The 21,233-nt window shown below is 55.4% G+C and carries 23 protein-coding genes; 9 read left to right on the top strand and 14 right to left on the bottom strand.

Going from position 1 to position 21,233, the window contains the following annotated elements; genetic code table 11:
- Positions 1-100: 100 nt before the first annotated feature.
- The gene (punC, locus tag VPX56_RS09890; RefSeq protein ID WP_326471424.1) at positions 101-1,291 is read right to left on the bottom strand and encodes a purine nucleoside transporter PunC; all 1,191 of its coding nucleotides are present in this window, start codon (positions 1,289-1,291) and stop codon (positions 101-103) included.
- A gap of 114 nt (positions 1,292-1,405) precedes the next feature.
- Between punC and punR the strand changes: the two genes are divergently transcribed.
- Positions 1,406-2,317: a DNA-binding transcriptional activator PunR gene (punR, locus tag VPX56_RS09895; RefSeq protein WP_131634453.1), complete on the top strand. Its 912-nt coding sequence runs from the start codon at positions 1,406-1,408 to the stop codon at positions 2,315-2,317.
- A gap of 18 nt (positions 2,318-2,335) precedes the next feature.
- Here punR and purR read toward each other — a convergent pair whose 3' ends face one another.
- Positions 2,336-3,361: an HTH-type transcriptional repressor PurR gene (purR, locus tag VPX56_RS09900; protein ID WP_131634454.1), complete on the bottom strand. Its 1,026-nt coding sequence runs from the start codon at positions 3,359-3,361 to the stop codon at positions 2,336-2,338.
- A gap of 297 nt (positions 3,362-3,658) precedes the next feature.
- Between purR and cydH the strand changes: the two genes are divergently transcribed.
- Both cydH and VPX56_RS09910 read left to right on the top strand, forming a co-directional pair.
- Complete coding sequence (gene cydH, locus VPX56_RS09905) at positions 3,659-3,748, top strand: cytochrome bd-I oxidase subunit CydH (RefSeq protein WP_041162048.1); 90 nt, start codon at positions 3,659-3,661, stop codon at positions 3,746-3,748.
- A gap of 164 nt (positions 3,749-3,912) precedes the next feature.
- A complete protein-coding gene (locus VPX56_RS09910) occupies positions 3,913-5,079 on the top strand; it encodes an MFS transporter (RefSeq protein WP_131634455.1) in 1,167 nt (388 codons plus the stop codon).
- Between the two features lie 37 nt (positions 5,080-5,116).
- Here the strand turns inward: VPX56_RS09910 and sodB are convergent, their stop codons facing one another.
- Positions 5,117-5,698, bottom strand: coding sequence for a superoxide dismutase [Fe] (gene sodB, locus VPX56_RS09915; RefSeq protein ID WP_263609365.1), 582 nt, complete (start codon positions 5,696-5,698; stop codon positions 5,117-5,119).
- A 121-nt stretch (positions 5,699-5,819) separates the two neighbouring features.
- On the bottom strand, positions 5,820-6,593 hold the full coding sequence (locus tag VPX56_RS09920) for a C40 family peptidase (RefSeq protein ID WP_326471431.1): 774 nt from the start codon (positions 6,591-6,593) through the stop codon (positions 5,820-5,822).
- Positions 6,594-6,931: 338 nt separating this feature from the next.
- Between VPX56_RS09920 and grxD the strand changes: the two genes are divergently transcribed.
- Positions 6,932-7,279, top strand: coding sequence for a monothiol glutaredoxin 4 (gene grxD, locus VPX56_RS09925; protein WP_263609367.1), 348 nt, complete (start codon positions 6,932-6,934; stop codon positions 7,277-7,279).
- 75 nt (positions 7,280-7,354) lie between these two features.
- Here the strand turns inward: grxD and rnt are convergent, their stop codons facing one another.
- From rnt to eptA, 5 genes are all read right to left on the bottom strand, one after another.
- Positions 7,355-8,014: a ribonuclease T gene (gene rnt, locus VPX56_RS09930; protein WP_131634459.1), complete on the bottom strand. Its 660-nt coding sequence runs from the start codon at positions 8,012-8,014 to the stop codon at positions 7,355-7,357.
- Positions 8,015-8,106: 92 nt separating this feature from the next.
- The gene (gloA, locus tag VPX56_RS09935) at positions 8,107-8,514 is read right to left on the bottom strand and encodes a lactoylglutathione lyase (RefSeq protein ID WP_131634460.1); all 408 of its coding nucleotides are present in this window, start codon (positions 8,512-8,514) and stop codon (positions 8,107-8,109) included.
- A 98-nt stretch (positions 8,515-8,612) separates the two neighbouring features.
- Positions 8,613-9,710, bottom strand: coding sequence for an alkene reductase (gene nemA / locus VPX56_RS09940; protein WP_263609369.1), 1,098 nt, complete (start codon positions 9,708-9,710; stop codon positions 8,613-8,615).
- A gap of 53 nt (positions 9,711-9,763) precedes the next feature.
- Complete coding sequence (locus VPX56_RS09945) at positions 9,764-10,363, bottom strand: TetR/AcrR family transcriptional regulator (RefSeq protein WP_263609370.1); 600 nt, start codon at positions 10,361-10,363, stop codon at positions 9,764-9,766.
- Positions 10,364-10,404: 41 nt separating this feature from the next.
- A complete protein-coding gene (gene eptA, locus VPX56_RS09950) occupies positions 10,405-12,030 on the bottom strand; it encodes a phosphoethanolamine transferase EptA (RefSeq protein WP_326471436.1) in 1,626 nt (541 codons plus the stop codon).
- 149 nt (positions 12,031-12,179) lie between these two features.
- Here eptA and VPX56_RS09955 point away from each other — a divergent pair, with 149 nt between their 5' ends.
- The 3 genes from VPX56_RS09955 (at position 12,180) to sodC (ending at position 13,963) form a co-directional block, all read left to right on the top strand.
- Positions 12,180-12,419 (top strand): DUF1289 domain-containing protein, encoded by a 240-nt coding sequence (locus VPX56_RS09955; RefSeq protein ID WP_263609372.1) that lies wholly within the window; start codon positions 12,180-12,182, stop codon positions 12,417-12,419.
- Positions 12,420-12,467: 48 nt separating this feature from the next.
- A complete protein-coding gene (locus VPX56_RS09960; protein ID WP_326471439.1) occupies positions 12,468-13,364 on the top strand; it encodes an aldo/keto reductase in 897 nt (298 codons plus the stop codon).
- 80 nt (positions 13,365-13,444) lie between these two features.
- Positions 13,445-13,963, top strand: a complete 519-nt coding sequence (sodC, locus tag VPX56_RS09965) for a superoxide dismutase [Cu-Zn] SodC (RefSeq protein ID WP_326471441.1) — start codon at positions 13,445-13,447, stop codon at positions 13,961-13,963.
- Here sodC and VPX56_RS09970 read toward each other — a convergent pair.
- From VPX56_RS09970 to VPX56_RS09980, 3 genes are read right to left on the bottom strand one after another with little or no spacing between them, the layout of a single operon-like run.
- Positions 13,942-15,975, bottom strand: coding sequence for an FUSC family protein (locus VPX56_RS09970; protein WP_326471443.1), 2,034 nt, complete (start codon positions 15,973-15,975; stop codon positions 13,942-13,944). The genes sodC and VPX56_RS09970 overlap by 22 nt on opposite strands.
- Positions 15,975-16,835 carry an efflux RND transporter periplasmic adaptor subunit gene (locus VPX56_RS09975; RefSeq protein WP_131634468.1) on the bottom strand — a complete coding sequence of 287 codons (861 nt, stop codon included), beginning with the start codon at positions 16,833-16,835 and terminating at the stop codon, positions 15,975-15,977. The genes VPX56_RS09970 and VPX56_RS09975 overlap by 1 nt, the downstream gene beginning before the upstream one ends.
- A 2-nt stretch (positions 16,836-16,837) precedes the next feature.
- Positions 16,838-17,074, bottom strand: a complete 237-nt coding sequence (locus VPX56_RS09980; RefSeq protein ID WP_263609376.1) for a DUF1656 domain-containing protein — start codon at positions 17,072-17,074, stop codon at positions 16,838-16,840.
- Between the two features lie 187 nt (positions 17,075-17,261).
- Here VPX56_RS09980 and slyA point away from each other — a divergent pair, with 187 nt between their 5' ends.
- Positions 17,262-17,702, top strand: coding sequence for a transcriptional regulator SlyA (gene slyA, locus VPX56_RS09985; protein WP_131634470.1), 441 nt, complete (start codon positions 17,262-17,264; stop codon positions 17,700-17,702).
- A gap of 37 nt (positions 17,703-17,739) precedes the next feature.
- On the opposite strand, the gene VPX56_RS09990 is transcribed toward slyA, so the two are convergent.
- Positions 17,740-19,101 (bottom strand): sensor domain-containing diguanylate cyclase, encoded by a 1,362-nt coding sequence (locus VPX56_RS09990; RefSeq protein WP_131634471.1) that lies wholly within the window; start codon positions 19,099-19,101, stop codon positions 17,740-17,742.
- Positions 19,102-19,303: 202 nt separating this feature from the next.
- Entirely contained in the window at positions 19,304-19,771 is a 468-nt protein-coding gene (gene slyB / locus VPX56_RS09995; protein WP_131634472.1) for an outer membrane lipoprotein SlyB, read from the bottom strand.
- A gap of 253 nt (positions 19,772-20,024) precedes the next feature.
- Here slyB and anmK point away from each other — a divergent pair, with 253 nt between their 5' ends.
- Positions 20,025-21,149: an anhydro-N-acetylmuramic acid kinase gene (gene anmK, locus VPX56_RS10000; RefSeq protein ID WP_326471450.1), complete on the top strand. Its 1,125-nt coding sequence runs from the start codon at positions 20,025-20,027 to the stop codon at positions 21,147-21,149.
- Positions 21,150-21,233: the final 84 nt, after the last annotated feature.

A 21,233-nucleotide genomic window follows, 5' to 3' on the forward strand; every position in this document is an offset into this window, starting at 1 on the left:
TTTAATCGAACCAAATTTAGTATAGGCCTCAAAATTTGGTGATTCAATAGAAAATTGTTAGCAACCTAATCACTGAAATGCAACATAATCCCCCGCGCGATTATGCGTGCGAGGTTTCCGTCTGCCTCTCCGCGCTCGGGGCGGAGGATTGCATGCGGTATCCCAGGCCTGCCAGGGCAACCGTCACAAGCATCACGCTGGTTGTGGTCAGCAGCGGCGTGGCAATGAGGGCGGATACCACGAGGCTTGCCAGGAAGCACAGACCCAGCTGGAGCGTATTTTGCAGCGCAGCCGCACGGCCCGTTGCCTGAGGGAACGGACGCAGGGCCTGAGCCACAACGACAGGATAAATAGCGCCGTTAGCGATCGCCATTACGCAGAATGGAATCAAAATTTCCGCCAGGCCTGCGCCCGGAATAAAGCCCACCGCCCAGGTTCCGATTACGCTGAACGCGTACAGGACCAGCAACCACGGCAGCATCTGCTGGCCTTCCCACTTCTGCAGCGCCGCGCGGCAGCCGTAACCGCCTACCAGAAACGCGATGGTTTGCGGCACATAGCTCAGGCCGATGGCCGCCGGGCTGTAGCCCATATCGTGCAGTATGAACGGCGAACCGGTCAGCCAGGCGAAGAAGCTTGCGGAGCAGGCGGCGTAAATCAGCACGTTGCCGCGATACGCCTGGGTACGCAGTAGGGAGGTAAAGGTGATTGGCTTCGCTTCTGGGTGCATCTCCTTCTTATGCGCAGGCTTAAGGAAGAACGCAGGCAGCATCAACACCAGAGTGATGGCAAACAGGGTGGCGAAAATCGCCTGCCAGTCGAAGTGTGCCAGTATCCAGCTGCCCAGCAGCGGGGCGAGGGCAGGCGACAGGCCCACCAGCGGCATGATGGTGGCGAAGATCCGGTTGGTGCGCGATGCAGGATAGTAATCGGTCACCAGCGCCTGCCAGGTCACGGCGGCGGCGCACACGCCGACGGCCTGCACGAAGCGCAGCACCAGCAGCCAGGTCGCATCGCGTACCCACAGCATCCCTACACAGCCCAGAGCAAAAATAGCCAGGCCGAGCAGCAGTACCGGTTTACGACCAAAGCGGTCGGAGAGGGGGCCCCACAGCAGCTGCGCGAAGGCAAAGCCGGCAAGGAACAGGCTCAGGCTGGCACTGATGGCGGCAGCAGGGGTTTGTAAATCTTCCTGCATCGCGGCGAACGCGGGCAGATACATATCGGTCGCCAAAAAGCCCAGCACGCTGAGGCCGCCGAGCCAGACTAAAAATCCTTTCCTGGGTTGCATTCTTTTTTTCTCCTGAGGAGGCAGGTGTACGTTGGCGCAGAGTGTAGGGAGTGCAAAGCGGCTTGTGAAACGCTAATATTTGGAAAGTGCATTCAAATTTTTTGCAGGCAGAAAATGTGGTCAGATTATTCTCTTGAAGTGGTGGATGCCGTTGCGCGCAACGGCAGCTTTACCGGCGCGGCGCAGGAGCTACACCGCGTCCCTTCGGCCATCAGCTACACCGTGCGTCAGCTGGAGGAGTGGCTGGCGGTTCCCCTGTTTGAACGACGGCATCGGGACGTTGAGTTAACGCCAGCCGGCGCGTGGTTTTTGAAAGAAGGGCGGTCTGTTATCAAAAAAATGCAGATCACCCGCGAACAGTGCCAGCAGATTGCCAATGGCTGGCGGGGGCATCTTTCAATCGCCGTGGATAACATCGTCAAACCCGAACGTACGCGGCAGATGGTTGTTGATTTCTATCGCCATTTTTCGGACGTCGAGCTGCGCGTGTCGCAGGAGGTGTTCAACGGCGTCTGGGACGCGCTGGCAGACGGCAGGGCAGAGATGGCGATTGGCGCAACGCAGGCGATCCCCGTGGGCGGACGCTATGCGTTTCGTGATATGGGCATGCTGAGCTGGAACTGCGTGGTGGCGAGCCATCATCCGCTGGCGGCGATGGAAGGGCCGCTGAGCGACGACACGCTGCGCAGCTGGCCGTCGCTGGTGCTTGAGGATACGTCGCGCTCGCTGCCGAAGCGTATTACCTGGCTGCTGGACAACCAGCGTCGCGTCGTTGCCCCTGACTGGGGATCCTCAGCAACCTGCCTTTCCGCCGGTTTGTGCGTGGGAATGGTGCCGGTTCATTTTGCGCGTCCGCGTATCGATACCGGAGAATGGGTGGCGCTTACGCTGGAGAACCCGTTCCCGGATGCGGCCTGCTGCCTGACCTGGCAGCAAAATGACGTGTCGCCCGCAATGGCCTGGCTGCTGGATTACCTGGGCGACAGCGAAACGCTTAATCGGGAGTGGTTACGGGAGCCAGCGTAGCTGGCTCCCGTAAAACGATTAACGACGGTAGTCGCGGAACGGGCCATCCGCAACGGAACGGCGCTCGATAAGGCGCGGGTGGACCTCGATGGACTGGGATTCTTCACGCTTGTTGACGATCCTGTCCATCAGCATGTTGAAGGCCGTTTCGCCCAGCGAATCTTTCGGCTGGTGGATAGTGGTCAGCGCCGGCGTAAAGAAGCGGGCGTTACGCACGTTGTCATACCCGATCACGGAAATATCCTGCGGCACGCGCAGACCCAGCTCGTCCGCCGCGCAGAGGGCACCCATTGCCATGATATCCCCACCGCAGAAGACCGCAGTCGGGCGGTGCTGCTGGGAGACAATTTGCTGCATGGCGCGATAGCCCGATTCTGGCTCAAAGTCACCCTGCACGATCCAGTTTTCCGGCACGGTGATGAGCGCTTCTTCCATGGCTTTCATAAAGCCGGCCAGACGGCCTGCGCCGGTATTTCGCTCCAGCGGGCCTGGGATCACGCCAATCTCGCGGTGGCCGCGTTCCACCAGGTAACGGCCTGCCATGTAGCCGCCTTCAAACGCGTTATCAATCACCGAGTCGGTGAAGTCGGCTCGCGCTTCGCCCCAGTCCATCACCACCATCGGAATGTGGCGGTACTCTTCCAGCATGGAAAGCACGGACTCCGGGTACTCGGAACACATGACCAGAAGGCCATCGACGCGCTTTTGCGCCATCATCGACAGATAGGCACGCTGTTTTTCAATGTTGTTCCACGCGTTCCCCAGAATGAGGGTATAGCCTTTCTGGAAGCAGTTTTTCTCAACCGCTTCGATAATCTCGGCAAAATAGGCCGCTTCGCTGCTGGTAGCCAGCAGGCCGATAGATTTGGTGTGATTCACCTTCAGGCTGCGCGCCACCGCACTCGGCGAGTAGTGCAGTTCCTTGATAGCGGCCCAGACCGCATTGCGCGTCTCTTCAGCAACAAAGCGGGTTTTGTTAATTACATGTGATACGGTTGTAGTGGAAACGTTTGCGCGTTTTGCTACGTCTTTTATTGTTGCCATTAAATGTCACTCCAGACCATATCCTAAGCTCCTGAAAAACATGAAGGTAAACGTTTGCCTTCTCTCACCCTTATTACGCAATCTGGAATTGCGACACGCCGGGAAAACGACACAGGACGTCAGGAGGGGGTCAATGGCCGGTACGCTAATAAATTTAGCGTGGAATTTTGTCCTATCTTGATGAAAAGGGGAAGAGCTAAAGTGGATATCAGTTTAAATCCTGGAAGATTTTTGACGTAAACTGTGTAAAAATGAGCAAGCTCACTTTTCGTAGGGTGATTAAAAGGAGAAAAATTGATGAGTACCGATCTTAAGTTTTCGCTGACCACCACCGTTATCGTGCTGGCTCTGATTGTTGCTGCGGGTCTGACGGCTGTACTGCACTGATTTAATCGGGGGGAGCGCTTGCTCTCTCCGAACTTGCCCCGATTGTTACTTCTCCGGCAAAAATCTTTTGCCAAAATGTTAACTTCTCATTTTTTGTGATTGATGTCATGCTTTTGACTTCTTATTCCTGTGTCGCACTCCGACACGGCATCCGGAGTTGACCCATGAAAATCAATTTTCCTCTGCTGGCCCTGGCGATTGGCGCTTTTGGGATCGGCACCACTGAATTCTCCCCTATGGGGTTACTGCCCGTTATCGCCCGGGGCGTAGACGTCTCAATCCCGGCTGCCGGTATGCTGATCAGCGCCTATGCGATCGGCGTGATGGTGGGGGCTCCCTTGATGACGCTGCTGCTTTCTCACCGCGCGCGCCGCAACGCGCTGATATTCCTGATGGCGATTTTTACGCTGGGCAACGTGCTCTCCGCCATTGCGCCGGATTACACCACGCTGATGCTGTCGCGTATCCTGACCAGTCTTAACCACGGCGCGTTCTTTGGCCTGGGCTCCGTTGTAGCCGCAAGCGTGGTGCCAAAGCACAAGCAGGCCAGCGCGGTCGCCACCATGTTTATGGGGCTGACGATAGCCAACATCGGCGGCGTACCTGCGGCTACCTGGCTTGGGGAAGCGATCGGCTGGCGTATGTCATTCCTTGCGACCGCCGGGCTGGGCGTGGTGGCGATGGTGGCGCTGTTCTTCTCTCTGCCAAAAGGGAGCGCAGGCGAACGCCCTGACGTGCGTAAAGAGCTGTCGGTGCTGGTACGCCCACAGGTGCTCTCCGCACTGCTGACAACCGTTCTCGGCGCTGGGGCGATGTTTACGCTCTACACCTATATTTCCCCTGTGCTGCACGATATCACTCATGCAACGCCGCTCTTTATTACCGCGATGCTGGTGCTGATAGGCGTGGGCTTCTCTCTCGGTAACTATCTGGGCGGCAGGCTGGCCGACCGCTCTGTTAGCGGCACGCTCAAAGGCTTTTTAATGCTGCTGATCGTCATTATGGTGGCGATCCCCTGGCTGGCGCGTAGCGAAGTCGGTGCGGCAGTGGCGATGGTTGTCTGGGGCGCGGCGACCTTCGCGGTGGTGCCTCCGCTGCAGATGCGCGTGATGCGCGTCGCGCACGAAGCGCCGGGCCTCTCGTCTTCTGTCAATATCGGTGCATTCAACCTGGGCAATGCCCTGGGTGCCGCGGCGGGTGGGGCGGTAATCTCTGGCGGTCTGGGGTACAGCGTTGTGCCGGTGATGGGGGCAGTCATTGCCGCGCTGGGTCTGCTGCTGGTGCTGGCGTCGGGCCGTCATCAGCCTGACGCGGTGTGCACCGCAGAGTAAATCAAAACGCAGAAGGGCGAACCCTTCTGCGAGTCTCTTACGCAGCGAAGTTCTTCGCTACAAATTCCCAGTTTGCCAGCGCCCAGAAGTGCTCCAGATAGTTAGGACGCGCGTTGCGATAATCAATGTAGTAAGCGTGTTCCCACACGTCTACGGTCATCAGCGGCGTTGCGCTGGTGGTCAGCGGCGTACCCGCGTTAGAGGTAGAGACGATAGCCAGCTTGCCGTCGGCTTCTTTTACCAGCCAGGTCCAGCCAGAACCGAAGTTCTTGATGGCGGCATCGGTAAACTTCGCTTTGAAATCAGCGAAGCTGCCGAACGCGGCGTTAATGGCGGCAGCCAGCTCACCGGTTGGTTCTCCACCCGCATTCGGGGCCAGGCAGTGCCAGTAGAAGGTGTGGTTCCACACCTGCGCGGCGTTGTTGAACACGCCACCCTCTGAACTGCGTACGATCTCTTCCAGCGTTTTGCCTTCAAAGTCGGTGCCTTTAATCAGATTGTTCAGGTTGGTGACGTAGGTCTGGTGATGTTTGCCGTAGTGGTACTCCAGGGTTTCTGCAGAAATGTGGGGTGCCAGGGCGTCTTTTGCATACGGTAGTGCAGGTAATTCGAACGACATTGCTTCTCTCCTTATTATATTTACGTTGCCAATAACCCTACAGACAACAAGGACAGAATAGCAAATTGAAAGGGTATGCAAAAGAGGAACTTACCCTGCCACGGATGCGGCAGGGCAGGGGTTAACGAATGGTTTTCGGCGTCATGACGCGGCGTGCACCGACATAGTGGCGCACCCAGTAATCTTCGCTGAGGGAGGTGATCTGGATATCCTGACCGCTGCGCGGCGACTGGATGAATTTCCCGTTACCGACATAGACGCCGACATGGTCAGCCGTGCCACGTCCCTGGGTGCGGAAGAAGACCAGATCGCCGTTTTCCAGCTCGCCGCGGTTGACCGGCGCCGCATCACGCAGGTGATACATTTCGTTCGCGGTACGCGGAATGCGGAATTTGACCAAATCTTTATAGGCGTAATAGACCAGACCGCTGCAGTCGAAACCGGTACGTGGGGAAGTTCCTCCCCAGTGATACGGTTTACCAATCTGCCCCATCAGCTTATTCATCGCCGTTTTTTGCGCTTTCTGCACGCGAACCTTATGCACTTCCGCTATTTTCGTGACTTTCGTGCATTTCGCCTTATGGCCTTTCCGCGGGGTGCATTTTTCGGTAACGAGATTAGCGGCGGTTTGCGAGGCTTTACTCCGGGTGGCGTGGGCGGTGCGGGAAGATTTCGTTTTTGTTTTGCTGGAGACGGTCTTTTTCGTTTCTGTCGTTGTTTTTTTCTTTACGGTCTTGCTGGAGGTTTTTTTCTTACGTTCTGTGGTTTTCGCCAGATGCGTTTTTTGTACGGCAGAATGCCGCGCCTGCTGTGAGGCGTTCGCCGCTGGCGTGAAAATAAATGATGTAAACAGTAAAGCACAGAGCGTGATCGAGATTTTATTTATCCGCGCCACTGGGCATTCCCCTGATTAATGCAGGCTATCGCTAATACCCGCGTATGATTTACAAAGCCCGTCGATTCTAATCTATAAAAAGCCTGGAAGTTAATAGCATTTTTCAATCTAAAAACCTGTTTCGTTAGCAAGTGCAAAAAAATGCATCGTTCTGACGCACAATTGTTCACTCCCTAAGCAAAACCTTATCGGGAATAGGGTTAAGCTATATTTCCAATGCAACTTATGGTGCCAAACGTTAGAATATATAGACGTGACAAAAATGTTATTTTCCGATGTCGCTCTGACCCGCTACAATGTCAGACGAATGCCGTAACAGAAGTTAAAGGAAGCAAGACATGAGCACCACTATCGAAAAAATTCAGACCCAGATCGCAGAAAACCCGATTCTCCTGTACATGAAAGGTTCTCCAAAGCTGCCAAGCTGCGGTTTCTCCGCACAAGCGGTTCAGGCGCTTTCTGCCTGTGGTGAACGTTTTGCTTACGTCGATATCCTGCAGAACCCGGATATTCGCGCTGAGCTGCCAAAATTCGCCAACTGGCCGACCTTCCCGCAGCTGTGGGTTGACGGCGAACTGGTTGGCGGCTGCGACATTCTGATCGAAATGTATCAGCGTGGCGAACTGCAGCAGCTGATCAAAGAGACGGCGGCGAAGTACAAAACTGAAGAGCCGGACGCAGAGTAATTTTCTGCGGAAATAAAAAAGCGACCCGCTTAGCGTGGTCGCTTTTTTTTGCCGGGTGGCGCTGTGCTTACCGGCCTACGATTGGCCATCGGCCTCATCGCCCATCGGCAGCGGCCAGCCGCCCAGGCGCTTCCAGCGGTTCACTATTTCACAGAACAATTCTGCCGTGCGCTCGGTATCGTAGAGCGCCGAGTGCGCCTGCGTGCCGTCAAACGGAATACCTGCCGTGATGCAGGCTTTTGATAAGACCGTTTGTCCCAGCGCCAGGCCACTCAGCGCCGCGGTGTCAAAGGTAACAAACGGGTGGAAGGGGTTACGCTTGAGCGACGCACGCTCGGCGGCGGCCATCGTAAAGCTGTGATCGAACGTGGCGTTGTGGGCCACCATGATCGCGCGGCTACAGTCATTCTCTTTCATGCCTTTGCGCACCATTTTGAAAATGGCGTGAAGCGCATCATATTCGCTCACCGCCCCGCGCAGCGGGTTTTTCGGGTCGATACCGTTAAAGGCCAGTGCTTCTGGCTGCAGGTTTGCCCCTTCGAAGGGTTCAACATGGAAATGCAGCGTGGTGTCCGGTATAAGCCAGCCCTGTTCATCCATCTTCAGCGTGATGGCGGCAATTTCTAGCAGCGCATCGGTTTTAGCGTTAAATCCGGCTGTTTCTACATCAATGACAACGGGATAAAAACCACGAAAACGGTCGCACAGACCGGTAAGTTGAGCGTTATCGGACATCAGGGTCTCTTACAAGGGGAAAAAGCAGTGCGCATTATGGCAAATTTTGAGAGGGGAAGTAAAACGACGGGCGCATATTGCGCCCGGTGGGATCAGTTGCCCAGGCCGCGACCGGCGTCTTTGGCCTCAATCAGCTCGATTTTATAGCCGTCTGGATCTTCAACAAAGGCAATCACGGTGGTGCCGCCTTTTACCGGACCCGCTTCACGCGTGACGTTGCCGCCGTTGCTGCGGATACGCTCGCAGGCTTCCGCTGCGTTGTCCACTTCCAGCGCGATATGGCCGTACGCGGTGCCCAGCTCGTAGCTGTCAACGCCCCAGTTGTAGGTCAGCTCGATAACCGCTTCTTCAGACTCCGGACCGTACCCAACAAATGCCAGTGAATATTTGTATTCCGGGTTTTCGCTGGTGCGCAGCAGCTTCATGCCCAGGACGTTAGTGTAGAAATCGACAGAACGTTGCAGGTCGCCAACGCGCAGCATGGTGTGAAGTAGGCGCATAATTTCCTCATTAACCAATGGAATGGATTATCTTTTTGAACAGAAACGATGTTTTAGTATAGCGGCGAAATGTCGCCGCTATCAATGACAAACGGGGATCAGAGAGAAGGGTAGTCGGTGTAGCCTTCTGCGCCGCCGCCGTAGAAGCTTTCCGGACGCTGTGGGTTTAGCTCGGCTTTTTTCTGCAGACGAGCAACCAGATCCGGGTTGGCAATGAAGTCACGACCAAACGCTACCGCGTCGATCAGGCCTTTGCCGATCAGATCTTCGGCTTTCTCTGGAGTGTATGCACCCGCACCGATGATCACACCGTGGAAGCGCTCGCGCACCTTCTGGCGGAAGGCTTCAGTGTAAGGCTGGCCGCCAGCCCAGTCCGGCTCGGACATGTGCAGGTAGGCGATACCGCGCTTCGCCAGCTCTTCGATCAGGTACAGGGCGTCGGCTTCTTCGTTCGGGCCATTGTCCACGTTCTGGAAAGAACCAATTGGCGAGACGCGAATACCGATACGGTCTGCGCTCCACTCTTTACATACCGCATCGACCACTTCCAGCACCAGGCGCGCGCGGTTTTCAACGCTGCCGCCGTACTGGTCGGTACGATGGTTGGAAGACGGCGACAGGAACTGGTGCAGCAGGTAACCGTGGGCAGAGTGCAGCTCAACAAGGTCGAAGCCGGCTTCACGGGCATTGGCGACCGCCTGACGAAAATCGTTAACGATGCCCGGGATCTCGTCCAGCTCCAGCGCACGCGGCATGGAGGTATCGACGCGGATGGCGTTGCCGTTTTCATCACGCAGAGAGGTGCGGGTATTCGCGCTCAGGGCTGAGGCTGAAACCGGCGCCTGACCGCCAGGCTGGATGCTGCTGTGTGAGATACGGCCGGTATGCCACAGCTGTACCGCAATGCGGCCATCTTCAGCGTGCACGCCCGCGGTGATTTTCTTCCACGCGGCAATCTGTTCCGGGCTGTGCAGCCCTGGCGCACCCGCATAGCCTTTCGCCTGGGCGGAAATCTGGGTGGCTTCAGAGATGATCAGGCCAGAACTTGCGCGCTGACGGTAATATTCACCCATCAGAGGGGTCGGAATATCACCCGGCTCAATGCTGCGAAGGCGGGTGAGAGGAGCCATAAACACGCGGTTTGGCGCGGTTACGGCGCCTACTTTCAGTGGGGTAAATAATTTTTCAGCGGACATAAAGACTCCTGAGTAGACCAGTCGACTAGTGATTAAGTAAATAAAAACGCCTGCTACACGCCAGGCGCTGTAATGCTGCTTTTCACATGTGCCAGCGCGCTTTCAAGCGGCACGGCACTGCGAGAAATCTTGGCCTGCAGGTTAGCGCCCAGCCAGAGGGCGTACAATACCTGCGCCTGCGTTAACGGCTCGCCGGTAAAGGCCAGCGTTTTTTCGTCGCGTCCTTTCTCCAGCGCCTTCGCCAGAAGCGCGATGACGCCGGTGGCTCCTTTATCCATTGCCGTGCGCATATCTTCTGACAGATCGCACACTTCAGCGGACAGTTTTACCGTCAGGCAACCGCTGATGATGCCCTGCTGACAGAACTGCGTCAGCGTTTCCTGATAGTAATTCAGAACACGATCGCGGTAGTTACCTTCACCGCTGGCGAAGTGGGTGGCCAGCCGCTGGTGGTAGCCGGCATAGTGCCGCTCCAGCATGGCCACACCGAAGGCTTCCTTAGACCGGAAGTAGTGGTAAAAAGAGCCCTTCGGCACCTCAGCGGTTTTCAGTAACTCGCTCAGACCCATACCGGTGAATCCACGGTGCATGCAAAGACGCTCGCCGGTCGCCAGTAAATGTTCGCGCGTATCGTGTTCAGTATTTCTGCTCATGGCCGCACTCTAATAGACCGTTCGGTCTAATGCAAGCAGGTTTAGCGGCGGCACGCGTTCATTATATCCAGCTGCTGTTTATAAACCGTTGATTTTACGTCCATCATGCCAAGCACGGTCGAGAAAAGATTGTCCTGTGAAACCGCATTTTTTGCAGCAAAATCGCGCATGCACCGTTCGTCAACACCGAAGTTTTTGGTGTAGTCCGGCGATAGCCAGAACATAAACGGAATATGCGTTTGCTGCTCTGGGGCGAGCATATACGGCGTGCCGTGCAGGTAAATACCGCTTTCCCCCAGCGACTCCCCGTGATCGGAAAGGTAGATCAGGGCCGTATTCATGCTGGCCTGACGGGCTTTCAGCGCGTCGATGGTTTTACTGACCACGCTGTCGGTATACAGAATGGAATTGTCGTAGGTGTTCATCAGCGCCTGATGATCGCAGTCCTGAATTTCGTTGGTATCACAGGTCGGGGTGAACTTGCGGAACGTATCCGGATAACGGTTGTAGTAGGCCGGGCCGTGGCTACCCATCAGGTGGATCACCAAAACGGTGTCCTGCTTCAGACCGTCCAGCACGTTATCCAGACGGTAGAGGTTCACGTCGTCAATGCACGATTTGTCTTTGCAAAACTGATCCAGCTTCCACTGGGTCATGTCCGTATGCGGTACGCGGTCACAGGCACCCTTACAGCCGCCGTCGTTGTCGCGCCACAGCAGGTAAATCCCCGCGTGCTTAAGCACGTCGAGCAAGCCTTCCTGATGGCGGGCCAGATCGGCATCGTACTTTTTACGCGGCATGCCGGAGAACATGCACGGAACAGAGACCGCCGTTTCCGTTCCGCATGAGGACGCCTGCGGGAAGTTAATGACATCCTGCTTTTTCAGCTCAGGGTTCGTTTCGCGGCCATAACCGTTGAGGGAGTAGTTCGCCGCGCGCGACGCTTCGCCCACTACCAGGACCAGAACGGTTTTTTTCTGCTGCCCGGCAATCAGCGGGCCTTTATGGGCGTCTTCGCCGATACGTACCAGCGTCTGGTCGCCGGCAAACCAGCGCATTTTGCTGTATTTCACCACGGCGCTGACGTAGTTCGCCGGGGTGACCATCTTGACGATGCTTTTGTTGTTACGGAACAGCGAGGCGTAATCCTTATAGAACACCGCCGCAACCAAAATAATCACCAGCAGCGCGCCGAGCATGGCGGCAAAGCGCATCAGCAGGGCATACCACCATTTTCCCGTGCGTATGCGCGTCAGGGCAAGCACCACGGACGGAACGAGACCGGCGACGGCTATCCACAGAATCATCTGCGGCGTGACCAGCGCGTTCGCTTCCTGGGAGTTTGTCTCAAACACGTTCACAATCATGTTCTGATCGATAACCGCGCCATAGGTATACATAAAGTAAGTCGCGGCGGCGCAGCCTACGGTCAGGACAATCAGAAGCGGCTTGCGAATAAAGGGGATATTAAGCACGCTAAAGACAATCACCCAGCCGCAAAACAGCACCAGCGGTACGGATGCGGCAAAGAGCATGTCGTGTAAGCGTGCCGGGGCGATGATGGCCCAGCTGCGCTGAATAAACAGCGCGTTTAAGAGCGTAAAGAAAAGCGCGCAGCCCAGAGTGAATTTTATGTCGTTACACTGTAACTTTTTGATTGACCACATCGATTAATAAACCCGTCATTCTAATGATGCAGCGAGTATAGAGGCGCAAGATTAGTGAAACCTTAATGCCACAAATCTGTGGTAAAGCCCTTGCGCATAGGGCATTTAGCGTCTTCACTGTAGGTGATAGTCGGTTTCTGGAGGTGTGTGTGGCAGAGCAGCTGGAGTTTTTCCCCATCCAGAGCCCGTGCCGGGGTATTTGTCAGGTGGACGAGCGCGGATATTGTCGCGGGTGTATGCGTACCCGCGACGAGCGTTTCAACTGGCAAAACTTTAGCGATACGCAAAAGCAGGACGTACTTCGTCTCTGCCGACAGCGGCTCCTGCGCAAAATCCGCGCAAACAAAGCGGGTGAATCGGAAGAACCGCAGCAACCTTCACTGTTTTAGGCGGGTAATTGCGTATACTCATAACATCACTTCCTTGAGGAATTTGTTATGGTTCAGCGTATTACCCTTGCCCCCCAGGGCCCTGAGTTCTCCCGCTTCGTCATGGGCTACTGGCGTCTGATGGACTGGAATATGTCCCCCCTTCAGCTGGCGAGCTTCATTGAAGAGCATCTCGACTTAGGCATTACCACTGTCGATCATGCTGACATCTACGGCGGTTATCAGTGCGAAGCCGCGTTTGGGGAAGCGCTCAAGCGGGTTCCTGCGCTTCGCCAGCGCATGGAGATCGTCACCAAATGCGGTATCGCCACCACGGCAAAACCCGAGCATGTGCTCGGACACTACATCACCGACAGTGCCCACATCGTCAAAAGCGCTGAGCAATCTCTGGTGAACCTGGCGACGGACCACATCGACCTGCTGCTGATCCACCGTCCCGATCCGCTGATGGATGCCGATGAGGTGGCAGAAGCCTTCCTGGAGCTTCACCAGAGCGGCAAAGTCCGCCATTTCGGCGTGTCTAACTTCACACCCGCGCAGTTTGCGCTCCTGCAGTCGCGTCTGCCGTTTACGCTGGCAACCAATCAGGTTGAAATTTCCCCGGTGCACCAGCCTCTGCTGCTGGACGGCACGCTCGATCAGCTGCAGCAGCTGCGCATTCGTCCTATGGCCTGGTCGTGCCTGGGCGGCGGTCGTCTGTTCAACGATGATGAATTCCAGCCGCTGCGCGACGAGCTTGAAACCGTCGCCCGCGAGCTCAATGCCGAGAGCATCGAGCAGGTTGTCTACGCGTGGATCCTGCGCCTGCCGTCTAAACCGCTGCCGATTATTGGTTCGGGTAAAATTGAGCGCGTCCGTTCCGCGCTGGCGGCCGAAGAGCTGCAGATGACCCGCCAGCAGTGGTTCCGCATCCGCAAAGCCGCGCTGGGCTACGACGTGCCTTAATCCGCAAAAAGAGGCCTCTCCGGTGAAATCTTTGCCCCTGGTATACACTTAAGGGGCAAAAAATAACCAACGGAGGTCATATGAAGCGTTTTGCTCTGGCAGTTATTACGCTGGCTGTTTGCGCAGGGGCGCAGGCGGCCAGCGATGAAGTGGAAATCAATCTTGTCACCTCTCAGGGTGTGGGCCAGTCCATTGGTACGGTGAAAATCACTGAAACCGATAAGGGGCTGGAGTTTGCCCCCGATCTTAAAGCTCTCCCTCCCGGCGAACATGGCTTTCATATTCATGCAAATGGCAGCTGTCAGCCCGCGCTGAAGGAGGGTAAGGCTTCAGCGGCAGAAGCGGCGGGGGGCCACCTCGATCCACAGCACTCCGGTAAACACGAAGGCCCTGAAGGTATGGGACATCTTGGCGACCTGCCGGTGCTGGTGGTGAACAACGATGGCAAAGCTACCGATCCGGTCGTTGCCCCGCGCCTCAAAAAGCTTGAAGAGGTCAAAGGCAAAGCGCTGATGATCCACGTGGGTGGCGATAACATGTCCGATCGGCCCAAACCGCTCGGCGGCGGCGGGGCACGCTATGCCTGCGGCGTTATCTGATCGCCAATCGTACCCGGCGGCGGCGCCTGCTCCAGCTGCGACAGTGAGCAGTGCAGTCGCCAGATGATTGAGGCGAGATCGCGCGCGGCAGGCAAATGGTGTTGCGCGAGGGTATCGCAGATGCGCTGAAGTTCAGTCAGCGTGGCCTCCAGCGGTCGTTGCTGGACTCCGCGCTCGCTCATGACGTCACGCAGCAGGGCGATACAGACATCTCGCACCTGCGACAGCGGGTCGGAACGCGTTTCCCAGGCGCGAAGCTGCCACACCACGTGTGAACAGTTCAACAGCACCACGCCCCAGCGCAACAGCCAGCGGCGGGAAAGGGAGTCCTGGCTGTTATTGAGCTGGCTGACATGGTGATACACCAGCGATTCATACTCATTTTCCCGAAGATGGGGTTTACGGCTGAGCTGGTCGACAAAACCGCGGCGTAGCTCCCGAATATGTCTGCGGCTTTTACGGGCATCCGAGCCGGGGCGCAGCACGGCGAAGGCCAGCCACGCCAGGCCCACGCCCAGAATTTTCGCCAGGTTATCGTTTAGAAAGTCCGCGTAATCATAAACGGGCGGATTGGTGACCGAAATAAACGACCCCATAAAGACGATTAGCTGTCCCCACAGGCCGGCCAGCCTGGGCATTTGCAGCTTGAGCAACTGCATGGTCGTCAGGAGAGGAAACAGAAACAGCAGGAACTGCCACAGATCGCTTATCTGCACCATCAGGCCAAATTTCACCACAAAGCTGAACAGTGACAGCAGGACCAGCGTGCGCAGCAGCAGCGTGAGGGAGTTGAAGGGCGATGCGGCGACGGAGTAAAGCACGCAGCTGATGGCAGCAAGCGTCAGGGCCGCGCTACCGGCATCCCATTGCGTGATGATGGCCCAGGAGCCAACCAGCATCAGGGCACAGAAGGTGCGAAAACCGCTCCACAGCGCTTCAAGGTAATCTGTGTGCCGCGTCAGCGCGGGGCTGCCAGGAACGTTGAATTCGGTAATCGGCGTCGCGTTCTCAACCGCTTCGATCCAACGGCTGCTGCGCAGATATAAGCGACAAAAATAGTTCAGCCGCTGCCAGAAGGCGCGATGGCGGTAGTCGTACTCATCCGCTGGGGCCAGGGGGGCGATAATTCGCGCCACGGTATAGATGTCCGCATCCGGACGGGCAAGGGCTGCGAGCAGCATTTCAATTATTGCGCGGGTGTTTTCCGGCGGCGTCGGCCAGTTCAGCAGCATTCGGCGCAGGCTGGAGATGGCGCTGGTCATCCGTAACTGCTGGTGCAGCAAATAGTTAAGCAGGGTATTCTGGCGACGAAAGCGGTAGTGGCTCCAGAAGGCCTGAATACGCAACAGGTTCATGGTCAGGATCTGACCGATCACTTTCTCGTGCGCAAGCCGGATGTCATCGTTGATGTCTGGCTGCCAGAGCAGGCTGGCGTGTTCCAGCAGTCGGGCATGCATGGTCTTGAGGGCGGTGATAAGCGCCGTACCGTCTGACGTGCTGGGCAGGATCATCATCATAAATCCGCCGCTAAGAATGCCGACAATCACTTCGCAGACGCGGGCCTGGGCGATATCCCACAGCTCGGTGGTGTCCAGGACGTTGACGACCGGAAAGGCGATAATGGCGGCGGTATACCCGGCCAGCTGGAATGCATAGGCGACGTTATTGGTAAAGTGGGCGCAGGCCCAGGTGCAAAACCCAAGCCACGCCGCCATGCTTAGCAAAAAAAGCCAAGGATCGTTCAGCGTGTGGCCCGCGATGATCAGCGCCGCCGTGGCGCCCAGCAGGCTGCCGGCCACGCGGCCCAGACTCTTGCTGATTACGCCGCCGACGGTCGGGAAGCTCACCACCGCCGCAGAGGTCATCGCCCAGTATGGCTCGTCCAGATTCAGGTAGTAGGCGATGGTCAGCGCCAGGCACATGGCAATACCGTTTCGCAGCGCATACCGCCACTGCGGGCGCGTTGCTTTAATCCACGGCATGTTTCGCCAGGAAAACGCCTGCAGGTTCATCAGCGTGTTCCGACAGAGACGGTGCAGGTGGTGCCGGATACCAGGGTGATATCCTGCGGCAAGCGATCGAATTCCACGCGAACCGGTACGCGCTGCGCCAGTCTAACCCAGGGCACGTTCGGCTTAATGTCCGGGACCAGACCAGAATCGGTTTCAACACTCTGATCGTAGATAGCGCGGCCAATGCTGGAAACGTGACCCTGTAACGTCTGCGAGCCGCTGTAAAGCGTGATGGTGGCGGGAGCGCCTTCGCGGATATGACGCAGCTTAGTCTCTTCAAAATACCCCACGACGTAGAAGGAGTGACTGTCGACGAGGGCAAAGACGGGCTGTCCGGTGCTGGCATAGTTGCCCACGCGGGCAGTGAGGTTAGTCACCCACCCGTCTACCGGCGCGGCGACCACGGTTTGCGTCAGTTCCCACTGCGCCTGCTTGAGCGAGGCTTCCGCCACGTTTACGCTGGCCTGCATGGCTTTTACGTTGATATTGGCCGTATCTAAATCTTCAGCGGAAATATAATTTTGCGACAAATGGCGGCGGCGGTTTGCTTCGTTGTTCGCTTTCGCTAAATCGGACTGGGCTTTCGCCAGCTGAGCTTGCGCGTTGAGCACGGCGATATGAAAGGGCGTTTCGTCAATGCGGAATAAAACGTCACCCTTTTTAACGAACTGGTTATCCTTAACTAAAAGCGTCGTGATGCTTCCGGAAACCTGTGGCGTGATGCTGACCTGCTCCGCGCGGATTTTTCCGTCACGCGTCCAGGGGGACTGCATATAAAAATTCCAGAGCCACCATCCGGCAATCAGCGCCAGGGCAAGAACAAAAAGGGTGGAAAAGTACTTTACTGTTTTTAGCGACATGTTTACCACACAATCAAAATGGCCAGGCCCAGGCTCACGGAGAGGGCAAACAGGGAGAGATCCATAAGCATAGGGTGCCAGATCTCGCCGGAATACATCCAGTCACGGAGTAGTCGATGTGCGACAAGCCAGATCATAAAGCCCACCAGAACGGCTTTAAACAGGGGAGGAAAGTAGACTGATGCACCAAAGATCAGGTCTTGAAGGGGTAACCCCGCGGAGCTTAAAGAGAACTTCACGAGCAGAGATCCTTTGCAGTGAACACATAGCCACGATGGCCTGTTGTTAAAATGATGAAACATCCTTACTCAGTGTAAATCATCCTATTAACAACGTTGGATGCAGTATTACATTTGTTTTGGCAATATAAATGCTGCACACTATTCTAAAATCAGTATAATAACTTAGCAAGCTAATTATAAGGAGATGAAATTGGAATCGCCATTAGGTTCTGATCTGGCAAGGTTAGTACGCGTCTGGCGTGCTCTGATTGACCATCGCCTGAAACCTCTGGAATTGACACAGACGCACTGGGTTACGCTGCATAACATTCATCAGCTTCCGCCCGAACAGTCGCAGATCCAACTGGCAAAAGCGATCGGGATTGAACAGCCGTCGCTGGTGCGTACGCTCGATCAGCTGGAGGAGAAGGGACTGATCTCCCGGCAAACCTGCGCCAGCGATCGTCGCGCTAAGCGCATTAAACTCACGGAGAAAGCGGCTCCAATCATCACTGAGATGGAAGCCGTCATCAGTAAAACGCGGGGCGAAATTCTTTCTGGCGTTTCGCCTGAGGAGCTTGAACTGCTCATCAGCCTCATTGCGCGCCTTGAGCAAAATATCCATGAGCTGCAGTCGCGCGACTGATATCATAAAAAGGCCTTGCATCTGCAAGGCCTTTTTTTCAACCAAAGACGACCACCCGGTTTCGACCGGTTTCTTTTGCCTCGTACATTGCCTTGTCCGCGCTCTCCACGCAGGTTTCGGCGGTAATTTCTGGTGACGCTGCGGTAAAGACGCCCATGCTGATGGTGATCTGCTCGGGCAGGTGTCCTGCGCTGCTTGATTTATCGAAACTGCTCAAGTGCAGTCTTATACGCTCCGCGACCTGAAGGGCGGCGTCTGAAGGGGTATTCGCCAGCATCAGGACAAACTCCTCGCCGCCAATACGCGCCGCAATGTCCTGTGGACGAACGGAATCCATCAGCAGATTGGCAACAAACTGCAGCACTTTGTCGCCCTGCAGGTGGCCGTAGTTATCGTTGATGCGCTTAAAGCGGTCGAGATCGCTAACGATAATTGAAACAGGCCTGCTCGCGGTAGCATGACTCAGCGCCTGGTTTAATGCGTCATAAAAATAACTGCGATTGTAGAGGCGCGTCAGCGGATCGCGAATCGAGTTTTGATAAGACTGTTGGTACTTTAAATGCGAGTCACGATAAAGATTAAATACGTCATACAGGAGCACGAAAATAATAAGCAGGGTTGCCGTGGTTTCAAACAAACGGGCACGGTACCAGGCAATATCTTCTGCGTGACCGCCCATCAGCAGCATAGTCAGCGTCACCGCATAACAGACGCATAAAAAGTTACCGCCAACCCAAAAAAGATTCCGCAATCGCGTAATAAACATCAGAACAGCTAATGTAACGACCCAGAAGATAATTAAAATAATATTGATAAACTGGTGCCAGAGCACCATAAACTCCCGCGTTTCATTATCCACCAGATCTAACGAGAGCAGCGAGGAGTGGCCGGAATAAAGCCAGGCCAGCACAACCATAACGACGGTGAACACAAACATACCGATGACGGAAAAAATGTGGCCAGAGCGCGAGAGCGGGTAGTCCCGAAGGGTATACAGCAGCCCTGAAATGATAAACAGCACCGCCATCAACAGGTGGCGGAACATAAAGAAGATCATCGCATCGTTATAGTCCACCATGCTGAAGGAGTACAGGTGAAGCCATGCCGGGAAGCTTAAAAGCGTACCGACCATCAGGAGCATTGAACCTGCAAAAGCAAATGCAATCGCGACCAAATATAATCGCTTGCGGTCGCACCAGTATTTCATTGCCATAAAGCAGGCAATAAACATATGAAAGACGAGTAAAAAAATGGTCAGCGTTGGGAATAATAATGGGGAAAAGGATGGGATGGCTTCAACAAGATGGAGAAATAGACCCTGCATCAGCCCAACCACTGCAATGCAACCCAGGCAGAAAGAGATATAACGGTTTTTTAAATAAGAGCTAATCGGATTCATACATGTTTTTAACAATGCACTAAAGTTGCATTAATAGGTAAGTTGAATTCGAATAGTTTAATGCGTTAACAAATGAATACTTTGCGCGCGAACAATGTCGGAAGGGTTTATTAATTGCTCAGTTAGGATTTTTGTAAAACAATGTTTTAAAATGATTGATAATGTAAATGGATGTGGCCCGGAGGCCACATCCAGAAAGAGATTAGCGTGGGGAAACGGTGACCTGGCTTCCGTTGCTCGCCAGAACAACACGCTGACCGGCAGAGAAACGGGTGTTACCTTGTTTCTGCACGACCATAATGGTGTTACCGTCATCTTTACGGATTTCCAGCTCTACGCCCTGGGATTTGTTCATCGCACCCTGAACGCCCTGGCCCGCAACGCCACCCGCAACCGCACCTGCCGCTGTTGCCAGAGAACGACCTGTACCACCCCCTACGGTGTTACCCAGGAAGCCACCCAGCACAGCACCGCCGATAGCGCCGACAACGTTGTTTTCATCGCCACCCTGGATCTGAACAGGACGCGCGTTAACAATAGTACCGTAAGTCACGTTCTGAACCTGTTTAGCTTCAGAAGCGCTATAAACGTCGCCAGAAAGTGAACTGTCATTCACACAACCAGCCAGTGTTAAACCAATCAGCGAAACGCCCAGTACACGTAAAATCATTTGAATCTCCTGTTCACCAAAAACGCCCGGTTCGGGCATCCGTTATGGCTAAATTATATGGCATTAACGGCCATCATTCCTACCATTGCACTAACAATAGGAAAAGTGTACTTGAATTTGGCTTAACGAGATATAAACAAAAATTCCGCTGTGACCTCCCTGACATTGTTAAAAAATATTATCGCCGCATAGCAAAGCGGCGCTGTTTATGTTGGAGTGTTTATCTTAAGCCCACATAACGTAAGGAAAGCGCATGAAATCGGGTCGCTACATTGGTGTGATGTCAGGTACCAGTCTTGATGGGGTCGATGTTGTTCTGGCCGCCATAGATGAAAACATGGTGGCACAGCAGGCGAGCCTGACCTGGCCGATACCCGTCTCCTTGAAAGAGGACATCCTGAGTATCTGTCAGGGCCAGCAACTTACGCTTTCTCAACTTGGCCAGCTTGATGTACGACTGGGGGCATTGTTTGCTGACGCGGTGCTGGCGCTGATGCGCAAAGAAAACCTGCAGCCGCAGGACGTGGTCGCCATCGGTTGCCACGGGCAAACCGTCTGGCATGAACCCACCGGTGACGCGCCGCATACCCTGCAGATTGGTGATAACAACCAGATTGTGGCGAAAACGGGTGTTACGGTAGTGGGGGATTTCCGCCGTCGTGATATCGCCCTTGGGGGGCAGGGAGCGCCGCTGGTGCCCGCATTCCATCAGGCGCTGCTGGCGCACCCGGTTGAGCGCCGAATGGTGCTAAACATAGGAGGCATTGCAAACCTGTCGATGCTGATCCCCGGCCAGCCGGTGCGCGGTTACGATACCGGCCCGGGTAACATGCTGATGGATGCGTGGATCTGGCGGCAGTGCGGTAAGCCCTACGATAAGGATGCGGATTGGGCCAGCGAAGGTAAAGTGATCATTCCTTTACTGCAGTCCATGCTTAGCGACCCCTATTTTTCTCTGCCGGCACCGAAAAGCACCGGACGAGAATATTTCAACTATGGCTGGCTGGAACGCCAGCTTGCGCCATTCCCCGCGCTTGCGCCGCAGGACGTGCAGGCCACGCTTGCCGAGTTAACCGCGGTGTCCATATCGGAACAGGTTCTCCTGAGCGGAGGATGCGAGCGCCTGCTGGTCTGCGGCGGTGGAAGCCGAAACCCACTGGTGATGGCGCGCCTGGCGGGATTACTACCGGGTACCGAAGTGACCACCACGGACGACGCCGGGATCAGCGGTGATGATATGGAAGCGCTGGCGTTCGCATGGCTTGCCTGGCGTACCGTGGCCGGGCTGCCCGGCAACCTTCCTTCGGTCACCGGCGCGCATGATGCCAGCGTGCTGGGCGCTATTTTCCCGGCAAACCCTCGCCATAATCAGAGTTAACTGAAATTCAGGACCGCTTTCTGCCGTTAAAATGGACCAAAAACAGGAGGGCAGGAATGTCCTCCAGGACCAGGATAGTCTTCG

This window comes from Enterobacter wuhouensis, from assembly GCF_035835995.1.
Taxonomy (GTDB): Bacteria; Pseudomonadota; Gammaproteobacteria; order Enterobacterales; family Enterobacteriaceae; genus Enterobacter; species Enterobacter wuhouensis.

What these genes read in the sequence shown, in the direction of transcription:
- punC (WP_326471424.1), bottom strand. Translation starts at nt 1,291, where the DNA reads ATGCAACCCAGGAAAGGATTTTTAGTCTGGCTCGGCGGCCTCAGCGTG.
- punR (WP_131634453.1), top strand. Translation starts at nt 1,406, where the DNA reads ATGTGGTCAGATTATTCTCTTGAAGTGGTGGATGCCGTTGCGCGCAAC.
- purR (WP_131634454.1), bottom strand. Translation starts at nt 3,361, where the DNA reads ATGGCAACAATAAAAGACGTAGCAAAACGCGCAAACGTTTCCACTACA.
- cydH (WP_041162048.1), top strand. Translation starts at nt 3,659, where the DNA reads ATGAGTACCGATCTTAAGTTTTCGCTGACCACCACCGTTATCGTGCTG.
- VPX56_RS09910 (WP_131634455.1), top strand. Translation starts at nt 3,913, where the DNA reads ATGAAAATCAATTTTCCTCTGCTGGCCCTGGCGATTGGCGCTTTTGGG.
- sodB (WP_263609365.1), bottom strand. Translation starts at nt 5,698, where the DNA reads ATGTCGTTCGAATTACCTGCACTACCGTATGCAAAAGACGCCCTGGCA.
- grxD (WP_263609367.1), top strand. Translation starts at nt 6,932, where the DNA reads ATGAGCACCACTATCGAAAAAATTCAGACCCAGATCGCAGAAAACCCG.
- rnt (WP_131634459.1), bottom strand. Translation starts at nt 8,014, where the DNA reads ATGTCCGATAACGCTCAACTTACCGGTCTGTGCGACCGTTTTCGTGGT.
- gloA (WP_131634460.1), bottom strand. Translation starts at nt 8,514, where the DNA reads ATGCGCCTACTTCACACCATGCTGCGCGTTGGCGACCTGCAACGTTCT.
- nemA (WP_263609369.1), bottom strand. Translation starts at nt 9,710, where the DNA reads ATGTCCGCTGAAAAATTATTTACCCCACTGAAAGTAGGCGCCGTAACC.
- VPX56_RS09945 (WP_263609370.1), bottom strand. Translation starts at nt 10,363, where the DNA reads ATGAGCAGAAATACTGAACACGATACGCGCGAACATTTACTGGCGACC.
- eptA (WP_326471436.1), bottom strand. Translation starts at nt 12,030, where the DNA reads ATGTGGTCAATCAAAAAGTTACAGTGTAACGACATAAAATTCACTCTG.
- VPX56_RS09960 (WP_326471439.1), top strand. Translation starts at nt 12,468, where the DNA reads ATGGTTCAGCGTATTACCCTTGCCCCCCAGGGCCCTGAGTTCTCCCGC.
- sodC (WP_326471441.1), top strand. Translation starts at nt 13,445, where the DNA reads ATGAAGCGTTTTGCTCTGGCAGTTATTACGCTGGCTGTTTGCGCAGGG.
- VPX56_RS09970 (WP_326471443.1), bottom strand. Translation starts at nt 15,975, where the DNA reads ATGAACCTGCAGGCGTTTTCCTGGCGAAACATGCCGTGGATTAAAGCA.
- VPX56_RS09975 (WP_131634468.1), bottom strand. Translation starts at nt 16,835, where the DNA reads ATGTCGCTAAAAACAGTAAAGTACTTTTCCACCCTTTTTGTTCTTGCC.
- slyA (WP_131634470.1), top strand. Translation starts at nt 17,262, where the DNA reads ATGAAATTGGAATCGCCATTAGGTTCTGATCTGGCAAGGTTAGTACGC.
- VPX56_RS09990 (WP_131634471.1), bottom strand. Translation starts at nt 19,101, where the DNA reads ATGAATCCGATTAGCTCTTATTTAAAAAACCGTTATATCTCTTTCTGC.
- slyB (WP_131634472.1), bottom strand. Translation starts at nt 19,771, where the DNA reads ATGATTTTACGTGTACTGGGCGTTTCGCTGATTGGTTTAACACTGGCT.
- anmK (WP_326471450.1), top strand. Translation starts at nt 20,025, where the DNA reads ATGAAATCGGGTCGCTACATTGGTGTGATGTCAGGTACCAGTCTTGAT.